Origin of the sequence: Pseudomonas sp. Irchel s3f19 (assembly GCF_900187555.1) — a bacterium.
GTDB classification, from domain to species: domain Bacteria; phylum Pseudomonadota; class Gammaproteobacteria; order Pseudomonadales; family Pseudomonadaceae; genus Aquipseudomonas; species Aquipseudomonas capeferrum.
The window spans coordinates 114,246-138,235 of the sequence record NZ_FYDW01000014.1 but is presented as its reverse complement, the minus strand read 5'-3'; the positions used below and the strand labels follow the sequence as shown (position 1 = coordinate 138,235).

Sequence of the window (23,990 nt, the reverse complement as noted above, 5' to 3'; positions counted from 1 at the left end):
GGCTTGGATGAGTACATCCACTACTACAACCATGACCGCATCAAGCTGAGGCTCAATGGCCTGAGCCCTGTCGAGTACAGGACCCAGGCGGCAGCATAGAACTGTCCAACTTTTTGGGGGCAGTCCAAAATGTGGGAGCGGCCTTGCGCCGCGAAGCGCCGCGCGGGCGGCGCTCGATCTCACAGGCGCTACGAAATTCAAGGCATGCCAGCCGCTACATCACACCAGCGCCCCTGCAACAACCTCCCCGGCACTGCGCAAATACGCCTCATACAGCGCCGCATAAGCCCCCCCACGCTCCATCAGCTCAGCATGCACGCCGTGCTCCACCACCTGCCCATGCCGGACCACGGCAATACGGTCGGCATCGCGGATGGTCGCCAGCCGATGGGCAATGATGATCGCCGTGCGGCCCTGGCACAGCCGGCGCAGGGCTTGCTGGATGCGCCGTTCGGTATGCACATCCACCGCTGAAGTGGCTTCGTCCAGCACCAGCACCGCCGGGTCGGCCAGGTAGGCGCGCACCAGGCACACCAGCTGGCGCTGGCCGTGGCTGAGGTGCGCGCCCAGCGGGCCGACTTCGGTGTGGTAACCCTGGGGCAGCCGTTCGAGCACCTCGTCGGCCCCCAGCTCGCGGGCTGCCGCTACCAGCCGTGCAGCGTCGGCACCGGGGGCGGCAAGGCGCAGGTTGTCGAGGATGCTGCCGCTGAACAGCACGTTGTCCTGCAATACCACACCGACGTTGCGACGCAGGTCATGCTGGGCCAGTTCGCGCAAGTCGATGCCGTCCAGTTTCACGGCGCCGCTTTGCACCTCGTAGAACCGCGTCAGCAACTGCACCAGGGTGCTCTTGCCATGCCCGGACGGGCCGACGATGGCCAGGACTTCGCCGGCGCGGATATGCAGGTCGAGCCCGTCGATCACCGGGCGCGGGCTGTTCGGCGCATAGGCAAAACCCACGTGTTCGAAGTCCACCTGGCCGCGTGCCCTGGCCAGCGGGCGGGGCGAGGGTGGGTCAAGGACCTGTGGCCGGGTGTCGAGCAGCAGGAAGATCCGCTGCGCCGAGGCACTGCCGGTGGCATAGCGTTCGAACAGGTCCGACAGCTCTTGCAGCGGCCCCAGGAACAGGAACACATAGAACAGGCTCTCGGCCACCTGGCCGACGCTGACCTTGCCTTCGGCCAGGCCATGGCCGCCGACCAGCAGCAACACCGCCATGCCGGCCGTGCTCAGCAGTGCGGTGAACGGCGCAAACCAGCCGGCGCGCAGGCTGCCGTGTATCAGTGCCTGGTTGAAGTCCTCCAGCAGGCGCCGGTAGCGCGCCTGGTTGGTCTGTTCCTGGCCGCACTGCTGAATCAACCGCACCCCGCTCACGCTCTCGACCAAGTGGGCGGTGAAGCGGCTGCGCTGTTCGGCGACCTTGGCCCAGTTGCGTTGCGAAACCCGTTTGAAACGCCAGGTAGCCAGGGCCAGCAGCGGCACCGTGGCGGCCAGGCTGTAGAAGAAGCTTGGCTCGATACGCCACAGCATCACCGCTGCCAGGCCGCAGCGCAGCAGGGCACCGAGCAGCTCCGGCGGGCCTTGCACCAGCAGCGGCTCCAGAGCATCCACATCACGATCGGCGCGCGAGATGATGCGCCCGGCGCGCGTCTGGTCGAAGTAGCTCACCGACAGCGCCTGCACATGGGCGAATACCTTCACCCGCAGGTCGTTGAGCACGCGGATCGCCGCCCGCCCGGCAATGAACTGCGACACCCCCGCCAGCAGGAAGCGCCCCAGCCAGCTGGCCGCCAGACCCAAGCCCAGCCACAGCACCAGGCGTTCGTCCAGCAACCAGTGATCGGCGCTGGGTACCAGGCCCTTGTCGAGCAGCTCGCGCACGAACCAGGGCCGCAGAAACACCGTGAACACCAGCAGCAGTTCGATGCCGATCACTACCAGGATCTGCCGGCGAATCGGCCGCAGCAGTGGTAGCAGGCGGTGCAACATGCCACGGTCCAAGGCCTGGCGCGCCAGATGTTGTTCGATCTCGATGTCGCTGGGGGTCTTGTTGCGCGTATCAGTCATGGTCGATCCCCAGCAGGTCGCGGTAGTGGGCATTGTTCGCGCTCAGCTCGGCATGGCTGCCACTGGCGCTGATGTGGCCGTTTTCCAGCATCAGCACGCGGTCGGCCAACAGCAGGGTCGAAAGGCGGCTAGTGATCAGCAGCAAGGTCGGCCCCTGGCCTGTGCTGCCGCGCAGGCGGCGGATGTTGTGCAGCACCTGGCGCTCGCCCAGGGCGTCCAGCGCGCTGGTGGCGTCGTCCAGGCAGAGGATGTCGGGCGCGCCGAGCAGTGCCCGGGCCAGGCACAGGCGCTGGCGCTGGCCGCCGGAGAGGGTCACGCCGCGGTCGCCCAGCGGGGTGTCGAGGCCGTGGGGCAGGCGTTCGAGTACGTCCTCTGCCGCCGCCAGGCGCAGCCCTTCGCGCAGTTGTACAGGGCTGGCTTGCGGGGCCGCCAGGCGCAGGTTGGCGGCCAGGCTGTCGGAGAACAGAAAGCTTTCTTGTGGCAGTACCTGCACACGCCGGCGCAAATCGGCCAGGTCGAGTTCACGCACATCGTGCCAACCTGCAGCGTCACTGCCGACCAGCACAGCGCCGCCCTGCACGTCGGCCAGGCGCGGCAGCAGGCTGGCCAGCAGGCTCTTGCCGGTGCCCGTGGCGCCGACCAGTGCCACCACCTCGCCGGGCTGCAGGGTCAGCGAACAGTCATGCAGGATGTCGCGCTCACCCGCTGGCGCACCGACCCGTACCTGGGCCAGTTTCAGCCCCAGCGGCCCCAGGGGCAGGGTGGCTTGGCCGCCGACGATCGCCGGGCGCTCGTCCAGCAACTGCCAGATACGTTCGGCACTGGCACGGGCGTCGGCGAAGGTCTGCATGACCCGGCCGATGCCTTCGATACGGAATACCAGCGTGGTGGCCACCAGCAGCGAGGTGACCAGCTCGCCGATGCCCAGCGTACCCGCTGCCACACAATGGGCGCCGTACACCAGGATCCACACATGCCCCAGTGCCACCACCGCCTGTGGCAGCGGAATGCGCGAGCTGGCGTAGGCCAGGGCTGCCCGTGCGTGGCCGGTGAACACGTTCACTTGGCTGGCGAAACGCTCGATGCGCTGGCCCTCCAGACCGAATGCCTTGATCACCCGTACACCACCGATGCCTTCGGCCAGGTCCTGGCTGACCTGGTCGTAGGCGGCGCCTACCGCTCGGTCAAGGCTGACCAGGCGATCGGTCTGCACGACGAACAGCCACAGCCCGGCCCCGGTCAGCAACAGTGGCACCAGGCCGAGCAGCGGGTCGTACCCACTCAGCAGCCCCACGGCCGCCATCACCACCAGGGGTGTTTCGATGATCTGCCGCCAGAAGGTGATCAGCGCATCACGCACCTTGTCGGCGTCGCGGGTGGTGCGGGTTACCAACTCACCCATGCCGTGGCGCCAGTGGTAGCCCAGGTGCAGGCGCTGCACCTGGGTCAGGATACGTTCACGCAGGCGCGTCAGCAGGGCCTGGCTGAGCACCAGCGACAGCACCGCTGCCGCGTACTGCAGCAGGCCACGGCCCAGCGCGATGGCCAGCAGCAGCCACAGCCAGTGCCAGGCCACGGCGGCGTCCAGGCCGCCATCAGCCAGGCGCACCACGGCACGGCCGGCGCTGACATCGTCCACGGCGTGTCCGATCAGCCATTGCTGCCAGACCAGGCCAAGGTTGCCAGCGATGTACAACGTGGTGACAAGCGCAAAGCGCCAGGGCATTTCACGATAAATGGCCAAGGCACGAAGAAGCGGATGGTTCATGAAAAGGCTCGATCAAAAGCGACACGGCCCCTGTAGGAGCGGCCTTGCGTCGCGATGGGGGCGCAAAGCGCCCCCCCGGGTTCATAAGCTCAACGGCGCGTCGCGCCCTGCGCTTCCTTGGCATTGAGCACAGCGGTGTACTCCCCCGGATCGGCACCATTGAGGTAATAGTTACCCACGTTATGCAGCCGCCAGCGAATCGGGTCATGGGTGGTATGCACCCGCGCGTTTCGCCAGAATCGGTCAAGGTTCCACTTGCTCAACGAAGCACTGGCCCCCAGCAGCGAAAACAGGTCGCTGGCGATCTTCAATGACGCGCCATCGGAATGCGCACGGGCAGTCGCCACCGAGAGAATCAGCTCGTCCTGCAGGGCCTTGTCCTCCGGGTCACGCTCATGCGCGTCGAACACCCGCGCAGCATCACGCAGCACCGACTCGGCCCCGCGCAGGGCCACCGCGTACTCGCCTATCTGGCGAATGACATGCGGCTCGTCGCTGGCGCGCTCGACGCCACTTTCCACCCAGGCCCGCGCATGCTCGCGCAGGTAGTCGACGCCCGCCTGCAGCGCGCCGGCCGCGATGCCGGTGTCGATGGCCGCGTGGAGAATCTGCGGGAAGGTCAGGCCGGTGCGCTTCATCGGGCCGCTGCGCCGCGACAGGTAGCGCTCGTCGAGCACGATTTCGTCGAAGTTCACCGTGCCGCTCACCGAGTTCTGCTGGCCGAAGGCCTGCCAGTCGTCGACCAGGGTCAGCCCGGGAGTGTCGCGGTGCAGCAGGACACCAACGCCGCCGTCCTCGCTGGCGGCGGTCAGCGAAATCCAGTCGGCGAGGTAAGAACCGGTGGAGTAGAACTTGCTGCCATTGAGCACCAGCTTGCCATCGGCGCGGCGCTCGACGCGGGTCTTGAGGGCGAACTTGTTCTTGCCGCCGACCTCGGCCAGGGCATTGCCAAAGCGCTTGCCGGCCAGCACGTCGGCGATCAGGCGGTCACGTACTTCGCTGGCGTAGCCGGTGAAAATGCCGCGCAGCATCACGTTGTGAATCTGCAGCAACTGGCCGACGCCGCCATCGGCAATGGAGATCAGGCGCACGGTTTCGACGAGGGTTTGCACCGAGGCACCCAGGCCGCCGAATTCGGCCGGTACGCCAATGGCGGTGAGGCCGCTGCTGGACAGCAGTTCGGCCTGGCGGCGCGGCAGTTGGCCGTTGTTGGCCGGGTCGGCGGCGAGTACCGCGATCTGTGCGGCGACCTCGCGGGCAGCAGCGATGGCTTCGGCCTCGCTGGTCAAGCGGTGGGTGGGGCTGGGTTCTATGGCGCTCATGGAAAGGTCTCGGTTTGCTTGAGGGGCCAGTGCGCCTGCTGCGCGGGCAAACCTGCCCCACAGGGCGTGCACGGCCCCTGTGGGGGCGGTTTACCCGCGAATGGCTACACCGCGGTCAAATGCCCTTGAGCAATATCTTTGCCACCCCTCGCCAGGCCCCATTCCACGTGGCCCTCGCCAGCTTTTGCTGCCCCAGCAGCAGTGCCCCTGCTGGTCTGGCAGCAGCCCGCCCGCAATCCTGCTCCGTGCCCAGCAGCCAGGGCCTGCGAGCGACTACGAGTTCCGCGTAAATCAAGGCCTCCAGCGGTTGGCACGCACGCTGCAATGGGGCTTTCACGACGCCCAAGGAGCCACCCCATGACACGTGCTACTGCCGCAACGCAAACCGACGACCCTACCGCCCTGGACCGCATCTGGTTCACCCGCTGCCCTGTGCCCACCGCCTCGGGCATTGCCTACAAGCTTGGCTGGCTGGACGAAGAGTTCGCCCGTGACGGTTTGCCGGTCTCGACCCTGCAAGAGGCCCGTCAGCTCGGCCACCACCATTACGATCACCAGCTGCCAGGGCTGTTTCGCGAAGGCGGTAACGTGCCGGCACTGGCCGCCCGTGCCGCCGGTTCGCCAAGCCGGCTGATCGGCCTGACCTGGATCGAAGAATGGCAGACCATCCTGGTGCGCCCCGACGCAGGCATCCGCAGCGCCGCCGACCTGCGCGGCAAGCGCCTGGCCCTGCCGGCCTGGGGCGACAGCCGCCCCGGCAGCATTGCCCGCGCCATGAGCCTGCAGGGCTACAAAGGCGCCCTGGCCTCGGCCGGCCTGCAGCTGGATGACGTGCAACTGGTGGAGGTGGCGCTGCTCGACCAGGCGAGCGCCGCTACCCCGCAACTGGGCCTGCAGCGCCTGTGGTCTGGCCTTGATTACCTGGTGCGCGGCGAAGTCGACGCCGTCTACGTGAAGGGCGCGGCAGCTGCCGATGCGGCGCGGCGCCTGGGCCTGGTGGTGGGCGTCGACCTCGACCTGCTGCCCGACCCGCGCCACCGCATCAACAACGGTACGCCCAGGCCGATCACCGTGCACCAGAGCCTGCTCGACAACCATTTCGACCTGGTCGCGCGCTTCCTCGCCCAGACCTTGCGCGCTGCCGAGTGGGCCGCGGGCAACCGCGAGGCACTGAACCGCTTCCTCGAAGACGAAACCCGCGCCGGTAGCCAGGGTGTGGCCGACGCCTACCGCGGGGCCTTCCACACCACCTTGGCGCCGGACCTGTCCGAGCAACGCCTGGCCTTCCTCGGCAGGCAAAAAGACTTTCTGTACCTGCATGGCTTCCTGGAAGCCGATTTCAGCCTCGCCGACTGGGTCGACCCACGGCCCCTGCAAGCTGCCCATGAACTGCTGGCCCAGCGCCGCGCCTGACCTTGCACTAGCACCCGGAGATTGAACATGACCGTACTGATCAACGAACGCCCCGTCACTGCCGAACTGCAAGCCTTCATCGACCAGGTGGTGGCTGAAGCCGAAGCTGCGTTTACCGTGTTCCGCGAGACCAACACCATCACCGCCAATGGCACGGTCGGTTTCATCGAGCGCGTGCCCGGTGAAGAGCTGCTGGTGTCGGTGAACTACGGCGGCCCCTGGAACCACCGCAAGCCGCTGCAGGCCACCGTGACCGACTTCTCTGGCAACGTCATCGTCGGCAAGGGCAAAGGCGGCCTGGGCCGCTACACCAAACTGTTCCATACGCACCCTGACATCACCACGGTCTCGCATGTGCACAGCCCTTACCTCGGCGCCTGGGCCCAGACCCACCGCACCTTGCCGTTCCACTATGTGCCGGTGCAGCGCTATCAGCTGGCCAGGGAGTTGCCGGTGTACATCGACCGGCGTCAGGCCGAGGTGGACTTCATCCTCGACAAGATTGCCGAAAACCCGTTCAACCTGGCCATTCTGGAAGCCAACGGCGGCTCCACCGTGTGGGGCAAGCAGGGGCTGCGGGCAACGGCCGAGTTCATCTTGTTGCTGGAGGAGGGCGCGCAGATTCAGTTGCTGGCTGATGCACTGGGCGGCTCGCGGCCCTATGGCCCTGGGGTGCTGACCCAGCAGTGGAAGATGAGTGGGTTGTATGAGCGCGCAACCGAACTGGGGCTGGTGCCAGGCATCGATCGGCGTAGCTGATGCGATAGCTGGGGCTGCATAGCAGCCCCCCAAGGCCTACTCACCCGCTCAAGGAACAGCCCCATGGCAGTAAAAATTCTCTGGTACCTCACCACCCCCGACGGCCCCTATCCCTGGGAGCCAGAAGGCCGCTGGAACACCGATTTCGAGCACCTCAAGCAACTGGCCATCGCGGCTGATCGCCTGGGCTTCTACGGCTCGCTGCTCGGCTCCAGCCCCAACGAAAGCCTCGCGGTGTCGGCCGCCCTGATCGATGCCACATCGCGGCTGCGCTTCCTGGTCGCCCAGCACCCAGGCGAACTGTCACCTGCGGTACTGGCCAAGTGGGCACTCACTTTCGACCAGTTCTCCAACGGCCGCCTGCTGTTCAATGTGGTCAATGGCAACGACGCAGGCCTGGCCACACTGGGCGTACATTACCCGCACGATGAACGCTACGACTTCAGCCTGGAATACTGGCGCGCGTTCCAGGGCTTCTACGCCGGCGAAACCGCGGGCTACCACGGGCGCTACGTCAAGCTCTCGCCACGTGCGCCAGCGGCGGCCAGCCACCCGCTGGGCGGCTGGCACCCCCCTAGGCAGAAACCTGGCATCCCGCTGTGGGGCGCAGGCACTTCAGCGCCGGGCGTAGCCCATTCGGTGCAGTTGCTCGACGTCTACCTGAGCTTCGCCGATACCCCGCAAAAACTCGGCGACAAGTTCCGCCGGGTGGCGGCAGAAGCCGCAAAAATCGGCCGCGAGCTGACCTATGGCACGCGCCTGCAAATCATCGTGCGCGAGACCGAAGAAGAAGCCTGGGCCCATGCCGAGCGGCTGCTGCAGCGCACCTCGCTGGCCACCGCCCGGGCGGCCATCGAGCGCCAGCTGCCGGCGGGGCAGACCCTGGACAGCTATGTCAGCGACGACCCGCGCATCCAGCGCAACCTTGACAGCATTCGCGCCGGGCGCCTGCCCACCGCCCGTGAGCTGGAAATCCACCCCAACGTCTGGCTGGGCCCCAGCCTGTTCGGTTTCAACCTGTTGGGCCCGGCTGCCGGCACCTACCTGGTCGGCAGCGCCGAACAGGTGGCCGCGCGGATCCGCGAATACGAAGCCCAGGGCACCTCGGCGTTCATCCTGTCGGGCTTCCCGCTGATCGACGAAGCCCACCGGGTGGCAGACCTGCTGTTCCCGCTGCTCGACCTGGACCATGGTTTCGAAGTGCCGCGCCTCGGCGCCCAGGCCAAACCGACTGTGGCGCAACCGGCGTAAGGAGAGGGTGATGAGTGAGCTGTTTTCGCGCCGGGTGTTTCTCGGCAACAGCCTGGCCGTGGGGGGAGGCTTGCTGCTCGGTGGCGGGCTGCTCAGCGGCTGCGACGGCGGCGCGCCTGCGGCAACGGCTGGCGCCGCCGCATTGGCGGCCACGCCGGTGCACGGTGGGCGTTTGCGCGTGGGCATCATCGACGGTGACCAGGCCGGCAACCTCGATGCTCACAAACCGGTGGGCGGCGGGATCATCCGCGGCTGGGCGCTGTACGCCAAGTTCTGGGAATGGAACCCGGATGTCAGCACGCGCCTGGCCCTGGCCGAATTCGCCGAACCGAATGCCGATGCCAGCGCCTGGATAATCCGCATCAAGCCGGGGCTGGAGTTTCACCATGGCAAGAGCATCACGGCCGACGACATGCTGTTCTCGATCCTGCGCCTGACCGACCCGCAGTTGGCGTCGCCGTTTGCCGGGCTGGTCGGTGCCATCGACCGTCAGGCGCTGCGCAAAGTCGACCCCCGCACCCTCGAGATCCGCTTCAAACACGGGCAGAGTTTCTACCCGCTGGATGAAACGCTGATCAGCTTCGGCGGCATCGTGCCCACCGACTACCACCCAGTGACCAACCCGGTCGGGGCGGGGCCTTACAAGCTGAAAAGCTTCATCCCCGGGCAGCGCTCGCTCTACACCCGCTTCGAAAACTACTACAAGCCCAACCGCCCCTATGCCGATGAGCTGGAAATCATCGAATTCAAGGACCAGGTCTCGCGGGCCGCCGCCTTGCGTGCCGGGCAAGTGGACGTGGCCAGCGGGGTGCAGGCCGAGCACAGCGCCTTGCTCAAGGCCGACCCGCGCCTGCGCCTGTACGCCTCGCCCAGCACGTCGTTCACCGGCTTCAACCTGAACCTGGCCAAGGCACCCTTCCAGGATGTGCGCGTGCGCCAGGCATTTCGCCTGCTCGCCGACCGCCAGGAACTGGTAGCGCGCGGGCTCAATGGCTTCGGCCGCATCGCCAACGACCTGTATTCGCCCCACGACCCGACCTACAACCATGCGCTCGCCCAGCGCCCCTACGACCTCGATCAGGCCCGTTCGCTGCTGCGCCAGGCCGGGCAGGACGACTTGCGCGTCGAGCTGACCACCACGCCAGGCCCCGGCGTGAATGCCGCCCTGGTGTTTGCCCAGCAAGTACAGAAGGCGGGCGTTCAGGTCAAGGTCAACCAGGTCGATGGCTCGGTATTCAACGGCCCGCAGCGCGAGCAGTGGCAGCTGTCGCCGGGGTCGACGCCGGCCCGCGGCTTCCTCGCCTCGGCGTTGCACAACGATGCCCCGCAGGCCATCTACAACCGCAGCAACTTCCATGACCCTCGCTTTACCGAACTGTTCCACCAGGCCCTGGCCCAACCGGATCTTGAGCGGCGTAAAGCGCTGGTGCACGAGGCCCAGGTGATCCAGCACGAACGCGGCGGCCTGTTGATCTGGGGCTTTTCCGACGTGCTCGATGCGGCGTCCGCCAAGGTGGGTGGGCTTGCCCCGGAACAGACCACTTTCGCCTCCTGGCGCTTCGATGAACTCTGGTTGAACCATGCCTGATCACGCTCACCGTTCCCCACGTACGCCGGCCTGGCTGGCCTGGTTCATAGGCCGTCTGGGCTACGGCCTGCTGACCGCGTGGGTCATCAGCCTGGTGGTGTTCATCGCCACCCAGGCGCTGCCCTCGGACCCGGCGCGGGTCATTCTTGGCCCCGATGCGCCGCTGCAAAGCATCCTGACCTTGCAGCAGCAACTGGGCCTCGATCAGCCGATCCTGGTCCAGTACCTGCGTTGGATGGGCGCGGCGCTGCGCGGTGACCTGGGTATTTCGCTGGACTCACAGGTGCCCGTGGCGCAGCTGCTGTTCGGTCGTCTTGGTCATACCTTGGCACTGCTGGCCGGCGTGCTGGCGCTGGTGGTGCCGCTGGCACTCACCCTCGGCGTGAGCCTGGCCTTGCGGCGTGATCGTCCGCTGGACCGCTGGGGCTTGTCGGCATTGATCCTGTTGAAGGCCACGCCGAGCTTTCTGCTGGCCGTCGGCCTGGTGCTGCTGTTTTCCATGCCTGGCATGGGTTGGCTACCGGCGGTGTCGATCCTTGACCCGCAACTGCCCCTGTGGCGGCAGCTGCCGTCGCTGGTGCTGCCGGTGGTTGCCCTGAGTTTGTCGGCGCTGCCGTACCTGACGCGGATGGTGCGTGCCTCGATGATCGAGGCGCTGGAGTCCGATTATGTGGTTGCCGCCCGCCTGCGCGGCATACCGGAGCGGCTTATCGTCTGGCGCCATACCTTGCCCAACGCCCTGACCCCGGCGATCCAGGGCGTGGCGCTGACCCTGCGCACGCTGGTAGGCGGCGCGCTGCTGGCCGAGGTGATCTTCAGCTACCCCGGTATCGGCACCGCCCTCAATGCGGCGATCCAGATGCGCGACTTGCCGATGATCCAGGGCGTGGTGCTGGTCATCACCCTGGCCGTGGTGCTGATCAACCTGCTGGCGGATCTGCTCACCGTTCTGCTCACCCCCAAATTGCGCACCGCGCGCCGGGTCAAGATGATCCGCCGTAACCGGCGCGGCATCCGCCCCTGGTGGCGGCGCGCACGCAGCACACCTGCCCAGGAGGCTACTCATGACTGACGCACGCTGGCTGGCCGACCCGCAGGTGCGGCGCGGCGCCGTGATTACCTCGTGGGTGGTGCTGGTGGCTGTACTTGGCCCCTGGCTCGCGCCCCATGCCCCCACGGCCATGGTCGGGCCGGTGTATGGCCCGCCGACTGCCGGTGCGCCGTTGGGGCATGATTTTCTTGGCCACGACTTGCTGTCACGCCTGCTCAGCGGCGGCGTGTCGGTGCTGTGGATGTCGGTGGCGGCGGCCACCCTGGCGTTGCTGGTCGGGGGTAGCCTGGGCCTGTTGGCCGGGTTCTCGCGCCGTCGGCTGGACCAGGCGATCAGCTGGGCGGCGGATGTCTCGTTGGCCTTCCCGGACCTGATCCTGGTGCTGCTGATCGTGTCGATGCTTGGCCGTGCACCGTGGCTGATTGTGCTGACCGTGGCCATCGCCTTCACCCCCGGGGTCATCCGCCTTGCGCGTGGCAGTGCGGTGGCGGTGGCAGGTCAGGAGTTTGTCGAGGCCGCGCAGATGATGGGCTACTCCCGCTGGCGCATCCTGTTCAACGAAATCCTGCCGAACATTCTTACGCCGCTGCTGGTGCACTTCGGCAACATGTTGACCTGGGCGGTGGGCATGCTCTCGGGCTTGAGCTTCCTGGGCTACGGCGTAGCGCCGCCTGCGGCCGATTGGGGCCTGATGATCAACGAGAACCAGGCCGGCCTGCTGGTCCAGCCCTTGGCGGTGCTGGCGCCGGCACTGCTGATTGCCGTGTTCGCCTATGGCACCAATATCCTGGCCGAGGGTATCGGCCGGGTCAGTGCACGTATCGGGGAGAAGCAGCCATGACGGCGGCGGTGAAGATTGCCAGCGACGTGTTGCAGGTCAGTGACCTGCGGGTGGAGCTGGCCGGGCAGGTGGATGTGCTGGCCGATGTCTCGTTCAGCCTGGCAGCGGGTGAAATCGTTGGGCTGGTGGGCGAGTCCGGTTCGGGCAAGACCACCCTGGCCACCGCCTTGTTGCGCCATGCGCGGCAGGGTGCGCGGATTACCGGTGGGCACATTGCGGTGGCCGGGCAGGCGGTGCTCGAACTCGAGGGCGAGGCCCTGCGCCTGGCGCGCGGCGGGTTGGTCGGCTACGTCGCCCAGGACCCGGCCACCGCGCTGAACCCGGCCCTGCGCATTGGCGCATTGCTGCGCGAAACCGTGCTGGCGCATTTGCCGAAATTGCCGGGCGATGCAGTGCAGCAGCGTATCCAGGAGACCCTGGTCGATGTCGGCTTGCCGGATGATGCGGCCTTCCTGCGGCGTTTCCCCCACCAGTTGTCCGGTGGGCAGCAGCAGCGGGTGATGCTGGCACTGGCGTTTGTGCTGCGGCCGAGGCTGATCGTGCTCGACGAGCCCACCACGGCGCTGGACGTCAGCACCCAGGCGCATGTGCTGGACACCCTCAAGCGCCTGTGCCGAGGCCATGGTGTGGCGGCGCTGTACGTGACCCACGACCTGGCCGTGGTCCGTGACCTGGTCGACCGGGTGATGGTGATGTATGCCGGCCGGCTGGTTGAAGTGACGGGCCGCGAGAGGTTGTTCAGCGCCCCGGCGCACCCCTACACCCGCGCCTTGCTCGCGGCGATCCCTGACATTGCCCGGCGTCAGCCGCTGCAAGCCATCGCCGGGCACGCACCGGCACCGGGGCAGCGGCCTGCGGGCTGTGCCTTCGCCCCGCGCTGTGCCCGGCGGCGTGCCGAGTGTGCGGTGATAGAACCTTCGCTGTCGGCGCTCGACGCGGGTCATCAGGTCGCCTGCCTGGTGCCGCACCGTGAGGTATTGCCCCGTGGCGACGTCGCTGTCGAGTCGGTCACGGCGCCGGGTGAAGGTGTGTTGCTGGAGGTCCAGGGGCTGGATGTGGCGTACGACCGCCAGGTGCTGTTCGATGTGTCTTTGCAGGTGGCGCCAGGCGAGTGCCTGGCGCTGGTGGGCGAGTCCGGTTCGGGCAAGACCAGCCTGGCCAGGGCCATCGCCGGGTTGGGCGAGAACGTGCAGGGCCAACTACGCTATGGCGGCGAGCCGTTGGCGTTTTCGGCGCGTCAGCGTGATGCGCGGCTGCGTCACCAGATACAGTATGTGTTTCAGAACCCTTACCGGGCCTTGAACCCATGCCAGACGATCGCGCAAACCCTCAGCGCGCCGTTGGCGCATTTTTTTGGTGTACGCGGTGATGAGGCGCATCGCCGGGTCGAGGCGGTGCTGGCGCGGGTGTCGCTGCCGGCGCGTGTGGCAGGCCTGTACCCGCAGAGTTTGTCGGGTGGCGAGCGGCAGCGCGTGGCGATTGCCCGTGCGCTGATCTGCGAGCCGCGGTTGTTGGTTTGCGATGAGATCACCTCGGCGCTGGATGTGTCTGTGCAGGCATCGATTCTGGCGTTGCTGCGGGGGTTGCAGGGGGAGGGGCTGGCGGTGTTGTTTGTGACCCATGACCTTGGGGTGGTGCGGGCGATTGCTGATCGGGTGCTGGTGTTGCGGCGGGGGCGGGTGGTGGAGGAGGGGTCTGTGGAGCAGGTGCTTGGGTGGCCGGTTGATGATTACACCCGAACGTTGGTGGCGCATTCGCCTCGGTTGCATTTGGGGGGGTAGGGGCATGGCTTGGTGCTTTTGGCGCCTGTGAGATCGAGCGCCGCGCGGGCGGCGCTCGATCTCAAAACCACCCAATGCATCAAGGCGAGCACCTCTGCGCCCTCAGCCACACCCCAGGCGGTCCACAAGCTTTCCCATTACGCTAAGATGGCCGCCCACGTCTCTGGAAACTGCCTGGATGAGCAAGCCCGGTCAATTGGTGCTGGTTACGCTACGCAAGATGATCGCCTCCGGCGAGCTGGCCGCCGGCGAGCGTCTGATGGAAATCCCCACCGCCGAACGCTTCGGTGTTTCGCGCATGCCGGTGCGCATGGCATTCCGCACCCTTGAGCAGGAAGGTTTGCTGGTGCGCTTTGGCGGGCGTGGGTTTCAGGTGCGTTCGGTCAGCGCAGACGACATCGCCGGCGCAGTCGAGGTTCGCGGTGTGCTCGAAGGCCTGGCCGCCCGCCAGGCGGCAGAGCGTGGCCTGTCGCACGAAGCACAAGAGGCGCTGCAGCGCTGCCTGGTCGAAGGCGACCAGCTGTTCGGCAAAGGCTTCGTCACCGAAGAGGACCTGCAGGCCTACCATGACCTCAACATGCGCTTCCACCAGGTGATCGTCGAAGCCAGCCACAACCCGGCGATCGCCGATGCCCTGGCGCGCAATGACCACCTGCCGTTCGCCTCGGTCACCGCCCTGGCAGTGGATCGCCATGACCTGGCGCGTGAATACCGGCGCTTCAACTACGCCCACATGCAGCACCATTCGGTGTTCGATGCCCTGGTCAGCAGGCAGGGTGCCCGCGCCGAAGCCATAATGCGCGAGCACGCCAATGCCACTTTGCGTTATGCCGAGACCTTCGGCGCGGCAACGGCAGACGCGCGCATGAAGGTCATCCTGCCCTCGGCGTGAGGCCCCTCAGAGGTCAAGCACCAGCAGCGGGGTTTTCGACCGCGAGCAGCAGGGCGTGAACTGATCGTTCAGGGCCTGCTCCTGCTCCGTGAGGAACAGGTCGCGATGCTCGGGCGTGCCGGACAGGACGCGTGTCAGGCAGGTGCCGCAGATGCCTTGTTCGCATGACATGGCGATCGCGATGCCGTGCTGCTCAAGCACGTGCACCACGCTCTGGTCGGCGGGCACCTCGAACACCTGGCCGGTGCTGTTCAGCTGGACCGAGAAGCTGCCATCGCCCTGGGTATCGACCGGCGCGGCGGCAAAGTATTCGCGGTGCAGGCACGCCTCCTGCCAGCCCTGCGCCTTGGCGCTTTCCAGCACGTGCTGCATGAACCCGCCCGGGCCGCACACATACAGGTGCACATCGGCTTGCGGGGTGGCCAACACCTGGGCGATGTCCAGCGCGGTCTCGGGTTGCTCGTCGAAATGCACGAACAGGCGATCGGCAAAGGCGGCGCCGCGCATACGCTCGATGAAGGCTGCGCGTTCGCTGGAGCGGGCGCAGTAATGCAGTTCGAAATCCGCGCCGTTGGCGGCCAACTGCTCTGCCATGCACAGGATCGGGGTGATGCCGATACCGCCTGCGAACAACAGGCTGCGGCGGGCGCCCTGGGCCAGTGGGAACAGGTTGCGCGGTGCGCTGATACGCAGGCGGGCGCCGTTGTGGATCTGCTCGTGCAAGCTGCGCGAACCGCCGCGTGAGGCGGGGTCTTTGAGCACGCCGATCAGGTAGCGGTGGCGTTCTTCGGGGTGGTTGCACAGCGAGTACTGGCGAACCTGCCCTTCAGGCAGGTGCACATCAATGTGTGCCCCGGCGCTGAAGGGCGGCAGCAGGCTGCCATCGACGGCGGCCAGTTCGAAGCTGCAGATGTCTTGTGCTTCGTCGTTACGGGAAACCACTACGGCATCGATCATGTCCGTTCCTCGTCAGGCTGGGCTTGCGCTGGTCGCGATCAGTTCGGCTTGGGGCATGCGCTCGTTGGCGATCAGGCGCTCGAGGATCTTGCGCGACTGCACGCCACCGGCATCGATGTTGAGCTTGAGCAGGTTGCGCTGGGGGTAGGCGAGCAGGTTCTGCTGCTGGCGTTCGAGCATTTCCAGGTCTTCACTGAAGATCTTGCCCTGGCCCTCGCGGATGTTTGCAGTCAGCGCTTGGTCCTGCGCAGCGAAGTTGCGGGCCATGCCCCAGAAGTACCAGATCGAGGTGTCGGTTTCGGGGGTGATGAAGTCGACCACGATGCTGGATGCCTTGTGCTGCGCGTCGGCGTGATAGCCACCTTTGCCCGCGTGGGCCACGCCGACTTCGATCAGCACATGGCTGGGCGGGGTGAAGCGGCAGATCTGCCAGCGGTCCACCGGTACATCGTCGGCCAGCCCGTTGCCGCGCAGGGCCATGCGCCAGAACGGCGGTGCCATGATGTTTTCCATGTGCCGTGCAGTCACCACTTCATCGCCGGTGACGGTGGTCACGGGCGGTGCTTCATCGATTTCCTTCTGGCCGATGCTGGAGGCGTGCACGTAGGTTTCATGGGTCAGGTCCATGAGGTTGTCGATCATCAGGCGGTAGTCGCAGCCGATGTGGAACAACCCGCCGCCATAGGCCCAGTCATCGTTTACCGCCCATTCCAGATGGGGGATCAGGCTTGGGTCTGCCTGTGCCTGGTCGCCCGGCCAGACCCAGATGAAGCCATAGCGCTCGACCACGGCGAAAGTCTTGTTGCAGGGGAAGCCCCTGACCCGTTGGCCTGGCATCTCGACAGTCTTGCCGTCGCAGCCCATTACCAAACCGTGGTAGCCACACACCAGGTTGCCGTTTTCGACATAGCCCAACGACAGTGGCGCGCCGCGGTGCGGGCAAAAATCTTCCACCGCCGCCACCCGGTTCTCGTGGCCTCTGTAGAACACGATCTTTTCCCCGCAGATTTGCCGGCCCAACGGCTTGTCGGCGATTTCGTCAGGGGTGCAGGCGACATACCAAGTGTTTCTCGGGTACATGAGGCTCTCCGGAGTAGCGATTGTTTTTATTTAATGGATCCATTAAATAGGGCGCCTGATGGTTTGGTCAAATTAATAAGCCTGTAATTCGCCGTTTTATGGGCGATTATCGAACCTTGATGGGGCTTGGCTTGTTTTTATGGATCCATTAGCTCGTTGCCTGGCGGTTGTAGTGCCTGGCTGTGCTATTCCTAAGGGGGCACTCAGCCACCGCTTGCGAGGTGGCGCCACGAGGAACACTCCCGATGCTGGTGGTCGAGCAACTGCACAAGTCGTTCATCACGCCCCAAGGCCCGCTGCCGGTGCTGCAGGGCATCGACCTGTGCCTGGCGCGCGGCAGCAGCCTGGCGCTGATGGGGGAGTCCGGCAGTGGCAAGAGTACGTTGCTGCACCTGATTGCCGGGCTGGACCGTGCCGACAGTGGGCGCATCCTGATTGACGGTGAACCGCTCGATAGCCGCTCGGAATCGTCCCTGGCGCGCTGGCGACGCGAAGGCATCGGCCTGGTGTTTCAGCAGTACAACCTGATCAGCAGCCTGGATGTGGGGGCGAACCTTGCTTTTCAGGCACGGCTCGCCGGCCGGCATGATCGGCCTTGGCTGGGGTACCTGGCTGCGCGTCTGGGCCTGGCCGAGCTGTTGACGCGTTACCCCGAGCAGTTGTCCGGCGGCCAGCAGCAGCGGGTTGCCATCGGCCGCGCCCTGGCGGCTCGCCCCGCATGGGTGCTGGCCGACGAGCCCACCGGCAGCCTGGACGAAGCCAGCAGCGACGAGGTGCTGGGCCTGTTCCTGCAACTGGTGGCCGAGGCCGGCAGCAGTGTCTTGATGGTGACCCACAGCCAGCGCCTGGCAGCGCGGTTGGCGCATTGCTGCTACTTGCAAGCTGGCCGTGTGCGCGACGAGCACGGCCCATGAACCCGCTGATGCTCACCTTGCGGGCGCTGTTGAGCCATTGGCAGCGTCATCGCGTGCAGTGCTTCAGCATTTTTACCGGTTTGTGGCTGGCCACTGCGCTATGGACCGGTGTCCAGGCGCTCAACACCCAGGCGCGCAGCGACTATGCGCGCGCCAGTGCGGTGTTGGCGGGGCCGCTGCAAGCGCAGTTGGTGCCGCGTGAGGGGGAGCGGTTCGATCAGGCGCTGTACCTGCAATTGCGCCAGTTGGGCTGGCCGGTTGCCCCGGTGCTGGAAGGGCGGTTGCGGTTTGCCGGGGAGCAGCCCGTGAGTGTTCGGCTGGTGGGCATCGAGCCGCTGAGCCTGCCATCGACCACCGCCGTTGCCGGTGTGCGGGCGGCAGACTTCGATCTGCAGGCCTTTATCGGTACGCCGGGGCAAGCCTGGGTAGGGCCGGATACCTTGCGCCAGTTGGGCAAGGCCGTTACCGACCAGGCCGTGAGCAGTGAGGGGCAGGTGCTGCCGCCTTTTGTGCTCAAGCCGGAGCTGGCGCCAGGCGTGATCGTGGTCGACATCGGCCATGCCCAAGCCTTGCTGCAGGCGCCTGGGCGGCTGTCGCGGCTGTTGCTGACGGGGCCTGTCGAGCCACTGCCTGCAGATATTGCCGCGCAGCTCGAACTGCAACCCCCCAGTGACGACGGTGGCTTGCAGCGGCTGACCGAAAGCTTTCACCTGAACCTGACGGCCCTCGGCCTGTTGGCGTTCGTGGTCGGGCTGTTTATCGCGCATGCCGCCATTGGCCTGGCACTGGAGCAACGCCGCAACCTGATCAGAAGCCTGCGTGCCTGTGGCGTCAGCTTGCACAGCCTGTTGTTTGGGTTGGCCTTGGAGCTGGGGCTGTTCGCCGTGTTGGGTGGTCTGGCCGGGGTGGCCAGCGGCTATGGGCTGGCGGCGCTGCTGCTGCCGGACTTCGCAGCCAGCTTGCGTGGCCTGTATGGCGCTCAAGTTGGCGCAGCGTTGCACCTGCCAGCGTGGTGGTGGTTGGCGGGGGTGCTGGTGAGTGTGCTGGGGGCGCTGCTGGCCGGGGTCGGCAGTGTGCTGCAGGCCGCCCGCCTGCCGTTGCTGGCGCTTGCGCAACCCCAGGCCTGGCGGCTGGCACAAGGCCGTTGGTTGAGGCTCCAGCGCTGTCTGGCGGTGTTTTTGCTGCTGGTGATGCTGGGCGGTTGGCAACTGGGCCAGGGCCTGGTCAGTGCATTTGTCACGGTGGCGGCACTGCTGCTGGCTTCGGCACTGGTGTTGCCAGCCTTGCTAGACGGTGTATTGGCCTGGGCCGCGCGCGGGCGCCGTCGGCCCCTGTCGCAGTGGTTCATCGCCGACAGCCGCCAACAGTTGCCCGCGTTGAGCCTGGCGTTGATGGCCTTGCTGCTTGCGCTGGCCGCCAGTGTCGGCGTGGGCAGCATGACCGAGGGCTTTCGCAAGACCTTTGTTGGCTGGCTTGACCTGCGCTTGGCCGCCGATCTCTACGTGACGCCCCGGGATACTGCGCAAGGTGAGCAGATGTACCAATGGCTCCAGCAGCAACCTGCGGCCAAGGTGGTACTGCCAGGCTGGCGTGTGGAAACGCGCCTGCAGGGTTGGCCGGTGCAGGTGCAGGGGGTTGTCGACCACCCGGCCTACCGCAGCCGCTGGCCCTTGATGGAGCAGCACGCGCAGGCCTGGCAGCAATTGGCACAGGGCAAGGGAGTAATGCTCAGCGAGCAGTTGGCCCGCCGCCTCGGCCTGGGCGTGGGCGATACCCTGGCACTGGCAACCGATGGCGCGCCGCCCATGACGGTGGTGGGGGTGTATGCCGATTACGGCAACCCCAAGGGGCATGTGCTGGTCAATGCCGACTGGCTGCGCAAGCACTGGCCGCAGGCAACGCTGACCGGCCTGAGCCTGGATAGCGCCCCCGCGAACGTGCCGGCCCTCAAGGCCGCGCTGCAGCAGCGTTTTGCCCTGGACGACAGCCGCGTGGTCGAGCAGTCGCGCTTGAAGGGTTGGTCGACTGACGTGTTCAACCGCACCTTCGCCGCCACCGCTGCCCTCAACAGCCTCACGCTGGGTGTTGCTGGCGTGGCCATGTTCATCAACCTGCTGACCCTGGGCCAGAGCCGCTTGGGCCAGCTGGCGCCGCTTTGGGCGCTGGGGGTGCGCCGCAGGCAACTGGTCTGGCTGAGCTTGGGCCAGACGCTGATGCTGAGCAGCCTCACCGTGCTGCTGGCGATCCCGGTAGGGGTTTTGCTGGCGTGGTGCCTGGTGGCGGTGGTGAACGTGCAGGCGTTCGGCTGGCGATTGCCGCTGTATGTCTTCCCTGCGCAACTGATGCAACTGGCCGTGCTGGGCATCCTGACCAGCCTGCTGGCCAGCGCCTGGCCGTTGTGGCAACTGGCGCGGCGCCAGCCAAGCGATTTGTTGAGGCAGTTTGCCGATGAAACGTAGCGCGTCTGTGCTGTTGTGCCTGTTGCTGTGCGGGTGTGATGAGCCTGCGCCCGAGAGCTTTGCCGGGCTGGGGCAGCAGGTTAGCGGGTTCAGCCAGGTGACGCGTGATCACCCCTTGGTGTTCCCGCGTGATCACGGGGCCCACGATGGTTTTCGCATCGAGTGGTGGTACGTCACCGCGAACCTCAAGGATAGCCAGGGCCGTGACTGGGGGGCGCAGTGGACGCTGTTCCGTTCGGCGCTGCGCCCAGGGGCCGAGACCCGCGACTGGAACAGCCCAAACCTGTGGATGGGGCACGCGGCCCTGACCGGGCCAGGTGGGCATCGTTCTGGCGAGACCTTGGCGCGCGGCGGTGTCGGCCAGGCAGGCGTGGTGGCCGAGCCGTTCCGGGCTTGGATCAATGACTGGTCATTGCAGGGGCACGAGGGTATCGCGGGGTTGCAGATGAAGGCAACTGGTGAAGGCTTTCGCTACGACCTGAGCCTGCGCAGTGACAGGCCGCTGGTGTTGCACGGCAGCCAGGGCTACAGCGAAAAGTCGGGCAAGGGGCAAGCTTCGTATTACTACAGTCAGCCGTTTTATCGGGTCAGTGGTGAGGTAGAGCGTGATGGCCAGTGCATTGCGGTGACCGGCCAGGCCTGGCTTGACCGGGAATGGAGCAGCCAGCCGCTGGCTGCCGGGCAGACGGGGTGGGACTGGTTTTCACTGCACCTGGACAGTGGTGCGAAGCTGATGCTGTTCCAGGTGCGCGACACCGGGGGATTGCCGTACCGGGCGGGGACGTGGGTCAGCCCGCAGGGGGAGGTGGTGGCGCTGCGGGGGGATCAGATTCACTTGGAGGCGTTGGCCTGGAATCGGCAGGAGGACGGGAGGGCGGTACCGACGCGTTGGCGGGTGCGGGTGGTGGAGTATGGGGTTGATGTGCGGGCTGATGCCGTGGAACCGCGTGCGTGGATGCGGACACGGTTTGCATATTGGGAAGGGCCGGTGCGCTTGCAGGGGCGTGTGGGGGGGCGGGGGTATCTGGAGATGACGGGGTATTAGGGGGGATTTAGCGTGAGTTTGGGGGGGCTTGAGGGCTTTTGCGCCTGTGAAATCGAGCGCCGCCCGCGCGGCGCATCGCGAGCGAAGCTCGCTCCTACATTTGTTTCGTTCCTGGGGGGCATTGGCGCCCGCCTTAATATCGTGTCGTATAAACAAGGCGGTCGCGCGCAAATGCCACAGGCCTCACTGGCCGGGGGTGTCAGAAATTTTGTGTTCGGGCATAACATGAGTAAGAGGTGCATGTATGCCAACCAAAAAGAAATCTGAGCGCCAACCGGCGCGTGAGCTGCCGAAGCTCCCGAAGGAACTGCTTGATCAATTACCCGACACGCTGATGACTGCAGAAGCCATCGAAGAGGCCTCTGCGGCGTTCAAGAAGGCGCTGATCGAGCGAGCCCGGGCTTGGGGTAGAGGTACACTTTTTCGACTTTGGCGTCAGGTCGCATCATGTGGGCGAGCTCCAGAAAAAATCGGGAGCACAGCATCAGGGATCAAGTAGGCGCTTTGAATGTGGGGTTCATGGAGCGCTTAGTGCGCCAGCCAAGCCGGCAGGTGATAAAGGGTGAAAGTCCCTACGAGAGAAGTTATGGCGAAACACCTCGACCCCGAGCCATACGTTGTGCACCGTGAGGTATACGGAGAAGCGTTGGCAGGGGAAACCAGCAGGCCAGCCATTGATCCGCGAAATCATGAGTCCATGGCGCCGACACTGTTATGCGAAGCGGAAGGCCACAGTGTGCATGACGATAATCGCAAGTCATGTTTCACGCCCTGCGCGGTCGTAGACCCTGAGCATGCTGGGAAGTCAACTTCACGGAAGCTGGGAGATCTCGCTCGTGTCTGGTCGTGACAGTCCAGACGGGGCAGGAAAGGCCACAAGCCAAAAGCCTGCCGCCTACGCGAGCGAGAAGTCGGATAACTCCGTAGTACCTGAGAAGTTGCCGAACAACGGGCTTGTCCCGGCGGAGGTGATGGAGGAAAGGGAGTTAGCCAAGGGGAACAGTGAACAGACTTCCGCATCTCGGACGCAGAGCCGGACAAGTGTGTTGTCAGGGTTGCTCGCTGTACGTCAAGCAGCTCGGCGGGATTACCGAGTCAAGTTCACGAACCTGCTGCACCACGTAACGGTCGAGCTGTTGCGCGAGAGTTTTTATACTCTCAAGCGAGACTCGGCCTGTGGTGTAGACGGAATATCGTGGCGAGATTACGAGCAAGATCTTCAGGAGAAGCTGAAAGCTTTGCATGACAACGTGCACAGTGGCCGCTATCGAGCCAAACCTGTTCGGCGGGTATTTATCCCAAAGGCAGATGGCAGCGAGCGTCCGCTGGGCGTAACGGTGTTGGAGGACAAGATCGTCCAAGCCGCCGTCGTACAAGTGCTCAACGCCATCTATGAGCAGAGCTTCCTTGGACTCTCGTATGGGTTTCGCCCTGGTCGTCGAGTTCAGTGGATATTGGACGTGGATATTCGTGCGTTCTTTGACACCATTGATCACGAGTGGATGATGTGTTTCCTGCAACACCGAATTGCGGATAGACGAGAGTGAGCACTGATAGCACGATGGCTGCGCACAAGTGTTCTCGAAAACGGGAAGCGAATTTCTGCGAAGCAGGGCACACCACGAGGTGCGCCCATTTCACCGTTATTGGCCAATATCTACCTGCACTACGTGATGGACTTATGGGTCAGGCAATGGCGCGAGCGTACTGCAGGGGGGCAGATGATTGCCGTGCGGTATGCAGACGACAGTGTAATCGGGTTTGAAAAGCGTGAAGATGCATGGAGTTTTCGCCGTGCATTGGACGTTCGACTCGCTCAATTCAACTTGACGCTACATCCAGAGAAAACACGTTTGCTGCGGTTTGGCTGGTTCGCGGTGGAAGATCGCAAGAGGCGTGGGGAAGGAAAACCAGAAACATTCGACTTCCTCGGGTTCACGCATTTCTGTAGTCAAGCCAAGAATGGGATGTTCGAGGTCGGGCGGGAGACCATCGCCAAGCGTATGAGAGCAACACTCAAAGAGATACGCAGACAACTGCATAAGCGTAGGCACGAACCGGTTCCCGTGATCGGAAAGTGGCTGAATCGACTGTTCACGGGTTACTGCAATTACTATCATGTGCCCGGTAATACAAAACGGCTGGATGCTTTTCGCCGTGAAGTTATCGGAGCATGGAGGTAGGCCCTCAAATGAAGGAGTCAGCGACACCGACTGAATTGGGAGCGCATGACTGCGCTGGCAAGGCTGTTCATCCCGTATCCGCGTGAGCTAACAATGCATCTTTATCCCATAACCCGCTTCGGCGTCAAAACCCAAGGCAGGAGCCGTATGCGGTAATTCTGCACGTACGGATCTGTGCGGGGGGTGGCAGGTGACTGCCATTCCTACCGCGACCGACGTTGCTGGCTCAGGTCAGCGGCTGAAGGTAAAAAGCCGGAAGAATCGTAGAGATCGCTTCCGGCTTTTATTATTGACTCTCGATTTCAGTTATCCAGTGGCGAAGATCATCATCCGTATATAAAAAATCTCGATCTGAAGAAGGTAAATCAACAGCTCCTAGCAATTTTAGATATTTTAAAACTACGGGATCTTCCAGTCTTAATGAGTCATCATCAAATATATTAAATGCCCATTCGGAAACATCGTCTCTCTTTGCGTTACCTGCTAATATGTCTGATATTTTATGAATTATATCAATACGTTGAAGTTGAGTGCTCAAAGTGCTATCTCCTTCCTTTATAACTACCATCAATATCAAATATATGATGGTTCTTTTCATGGGTAACGGGCTTTGGAGCCA

At 64.8% G+C, this 23,990-nt stretch carries 18 protein-coding genes and 2 pseudogenes; 14 read left to right on the top strand and 6 right to left on the bottom strand.

Annotation, left to right across the window (positions count from 1 at the left end):
* Window positions 1–99, top strand: a 99-nt coding sequence (locus tag CKW22_RS23690; RefSeq protein ID WP_143500713.1) for an IS3 family transposase, incomplete at its 5' end; no start/stop codon positions are given.
* A 120-nt stretch (window positions 100–219) separates the two neighbouring features.
* On the opposite strand, the gene CKW22_RS23685 is transcribed toward CKW22_RS23690, so the two are convergent.
* The 3 genes from CKW22_RS23685 to CKW22_RS23675 form a co-directional block, all read right to left on the bottom strand.
* Entirely contained in the window at window positions 220–2,067 is a 1,848-nt protein-coding gene (locus CKW22_RS23685) for an ABC transporter ATP-binding protein (protein WP_095065241.1), read from the bottom strand.
* Window positions 2,060–3,835, bottom strand: a complete 1,776-nt coding sequence (locus tag CKW22_RS23680; RefSeq protein WP_095065240.1) for an ABC transporter ATP-binding protein — start codon at window positions 3,833–3,835, stop codon at window positions 2,060–2,062. The genes CKW22_RS23685 and CKW22_RS23680 overlap by 8 nt, the downstream gene beginning before the upstream one ends.
* An 89-nt stretch (window positions 3,836–3,924) precedes the next feature.
* Window positions 3,925–5,157: an acyl-CoA dehydrogenase family protein gene (locus tag CKW22_RS23675; RefSeq protein ID WP_047583974.1), complete on the bottom strand. Its 1,233-nt coding sequence runs from the start codon at window positions 5,155–5,157 to the stop codon at window positions 3,925–3,927.
* Window positions 5,158–5,514: 357 nt separating this feature from the next.
* On the opposite strand from CKW22_RS23675, the gene CKW22_RS23670 reads away from it, so the two are divergent.
* The 8 genes from CKW22_RS23670 to CKW22_RS23635 all read left to right on the top strand — a co-directional run bounded on the left by CKW22_RS23670 (window position 5,515) and on the right by CKW22_RS23635 (window position 14,733).
* The gene (locus CKW22_RS23670) at window positions 5,515–6,570 is read left to right on the top strand and encodes an ABC transporter substrate-binding protein (protein WP_047583975.1); all 1,056 of its coding nucleotides are present in this window, start codon (window positions 5,515–5,517) and stop codon (window positions 6,568–6,570) included.
* A gap of 27 nt (window positions 6,571–6,597) precedes the next feature.
* Complete coding sequence (locus CKW22_RS23665) at window positions 6,598–7,329, top strand: class II aldolase/adducin family protein (RefSeq protein ID WP_033697159.1); 732 nt, start codon at window positions 6,598–6,600, stop codon at window positions 7,327–7,329.
* 63 nt (window positions 7,330–7,392) lie between these two features.
* Window positions 7,393–8,580 (top strand): LLM class flavin-dependent oxidoreductase, encoded by a 1,188-nt coding sequence (locus tag CKW22_RS23660; protein ID WP_033697161.1) that lies wholly within the window; start codon window positions 7,393–7,395, stop codon window positions 8,578–8,580.
* 10 nt (window positions 8,581–8,590) lie between these two features.
* The gene (locus tag CKW22_RS23655; protein ID WP_095065238.1) at window positions 8,591–10,168 is read left to right on the top strand and encodes an ABC transporter substrate-binding protein; all 1,578 of its coding nucleotides are present in this window, start codon (window positions 8,591–8,593) and stop codon (window positions 10,166–10,168) included.
* Window positions 10,161–11,240: an ABC transporter permease gene (locus CKW22_RS23650; protein ID WP_033697165.1), complete on the top strand. Its 1,080-nt coding sequence runs from the start codon at window positions 10,161–10,163 to the stop codon at window positions 11,238–11,240. Before CKW22_RS23655 ends, CKW22_RS23650 begins: the two co-directional genes overlap by 8 nt.
* Window positions 11,233–12,060 (top strand): ABC transporter permease, encoded by an 828-nt coding sequence (locus tag CKW22_RS23645; RefSeq protein WP_033697166.1) that lies wholly within the window; start codon window positions 11,233–11,235, stop codon window positions 12,058–12,060. The genes CKW22_RS23650 and CKW22_RS23645 overlap by 8 nt, the downstream gene beginning before the upstream one ends.
* Complete coding sequence (locus CKW22_RS23640) at window positions 12,057–13,841, top strand: ABC transporter ATP-binding protein (RefSeq protein ID WP_033697168.1); 1,785 nt, start codon at window positions 12,057–12,059, stop codon at window positions 13,839–13,841. Before CKW22_RS23645 ends, CKW22_RS23640 begins: the two co-directional genes overlap by 4 nt.
* Before the next feature lie 178 nt (window positions 13,842–14,019).
* Window positions 14,020–14,733 (top strand): GntR family transcriptional regulator, encoded by a 714-nt coding sequence (locus tag CKW22_RS23635; RefSeq protein ID WP_033697173.1) that lies wholly within the window; start codon window positions 14,020–14,022, stop codon window positions 14,731–14,733.
* A 6-nt stretch (window positions 14,734–14,739) separates the two neighbouring features.
* Here CKW22_RS23635 and CKW22_RS23630 read toward each other — a convergent pair whose 3' ends face one another.
* Together CKW22_RS23630 and CKW22_RS23625 are read right to left on the bottom strand one after the other, a co-directional pair.
* Complete coding sequence (locus tag CKW22_RS23630; protein ID WP_047583505.1) at window positions 14,740–15,690, bottom strand: PDR/VanB family oxidoreductase; 951 nt, start codon at window positions 15,688–15,690, stop codon at window positions 14,740–14,742.
* A 12-nt stretch (window positions 15,691–15,702) separates the two neighbouring features.
* Complete coding sequence (locus tag CKW22_RS23625; RefSeq protein WP_033697176.1) at window positions 15,703–16,770, bottom strand: aromatic ring-hydroxylating dioxygenase subunit alpha; 1,068 nt, start codon at window positions 16,768–16,770, stop codon at window positions 15,703–15,705.
* A gap of 245 nt (window positions 16,771–17,015) precedes the next feature.
* Here CKW22_RS23625 and CKW22_RS23620 point away from each other — a divergent pair, with 245 nt between their 5' ends.
* From CKW22_RS23620 to CKW22_RS23600, 5 genes and pseudogenes are all read left to right on the top strand, one after another.
* Window positions 17,016–17,684, top strand: coding sequence for an ABC transporter ATP-binding protein (locus tag CKW22_RS23620; protein WP_033697177.1), 669 nt, complete (start codon window positions 17,016–17,018; stop codon window positions 17,682–17,684).
* Window positions 17,681–20,143 carry an ABC transporter permease gene (locus tag CKW22_RS23615; RefSeq protein ID WP_095065236.1) on the top strand — a complete coding sequence of 821 codons (2,463 nt, stop codon included), beginning with the start codon at window positions 17,681–17,683 and terminating at the stop codon, window positions 20,141–20,143. The genes CKW22_RS23620 and CKW22_RS23615 overlap by 4 nt, the downstream gene beginning before the upstream one ends.
* Window positions 20,133–21,188 (top strand): lipocalin-like domain-containing protein, encoded by a 1,056-nt coding sequence (locus CKW22_RS23610; RefSeq protein ID WP_095065234.1) that lies wholly within the window; start codon window positions 20,133–20,135, stop codon window positions 21,186–21,188. Before CKW22_RS23615 ends, CKW22_RS23610 begins: the two co-directional genes overlap by 11 nt.
* A gap of 244 nt (window positions 21,189–21,432) precedes the next feature.
* Window positions 21,433–21,585: pseudogene (locus CKW22_RS23605) on the top strand (IS256 family transposase); the annotation flags it as partial.
* Window positions 21,586–21,982: 397 nt separating this feature from the next.
* A pseudogene (locus CKW22_RS23600) lies at window positions 21,983–23,371 on the top strand (reverse transcriptase domain-containing protein).
* A 286-nt stretch (window positions 23,372–23,657) separates the two neighbouring features.
* On the opposite strand, the gene CKW22_RS23595 reads toward CKW22_RS23600, so the two are convergent.
* Window positions 23,658–23,969, bottom strand: coding sequence for a hypothetical protein (locus tag CKW22_RS23595; RefSeq protein ID WP_218192464.1), 312 nt, complete (start codon window positions 23,967–23,969; stop codon window positions 23,658–23,660).
* Window positions 23,970–23,990 lie beyond the last annotated feature (21 nt).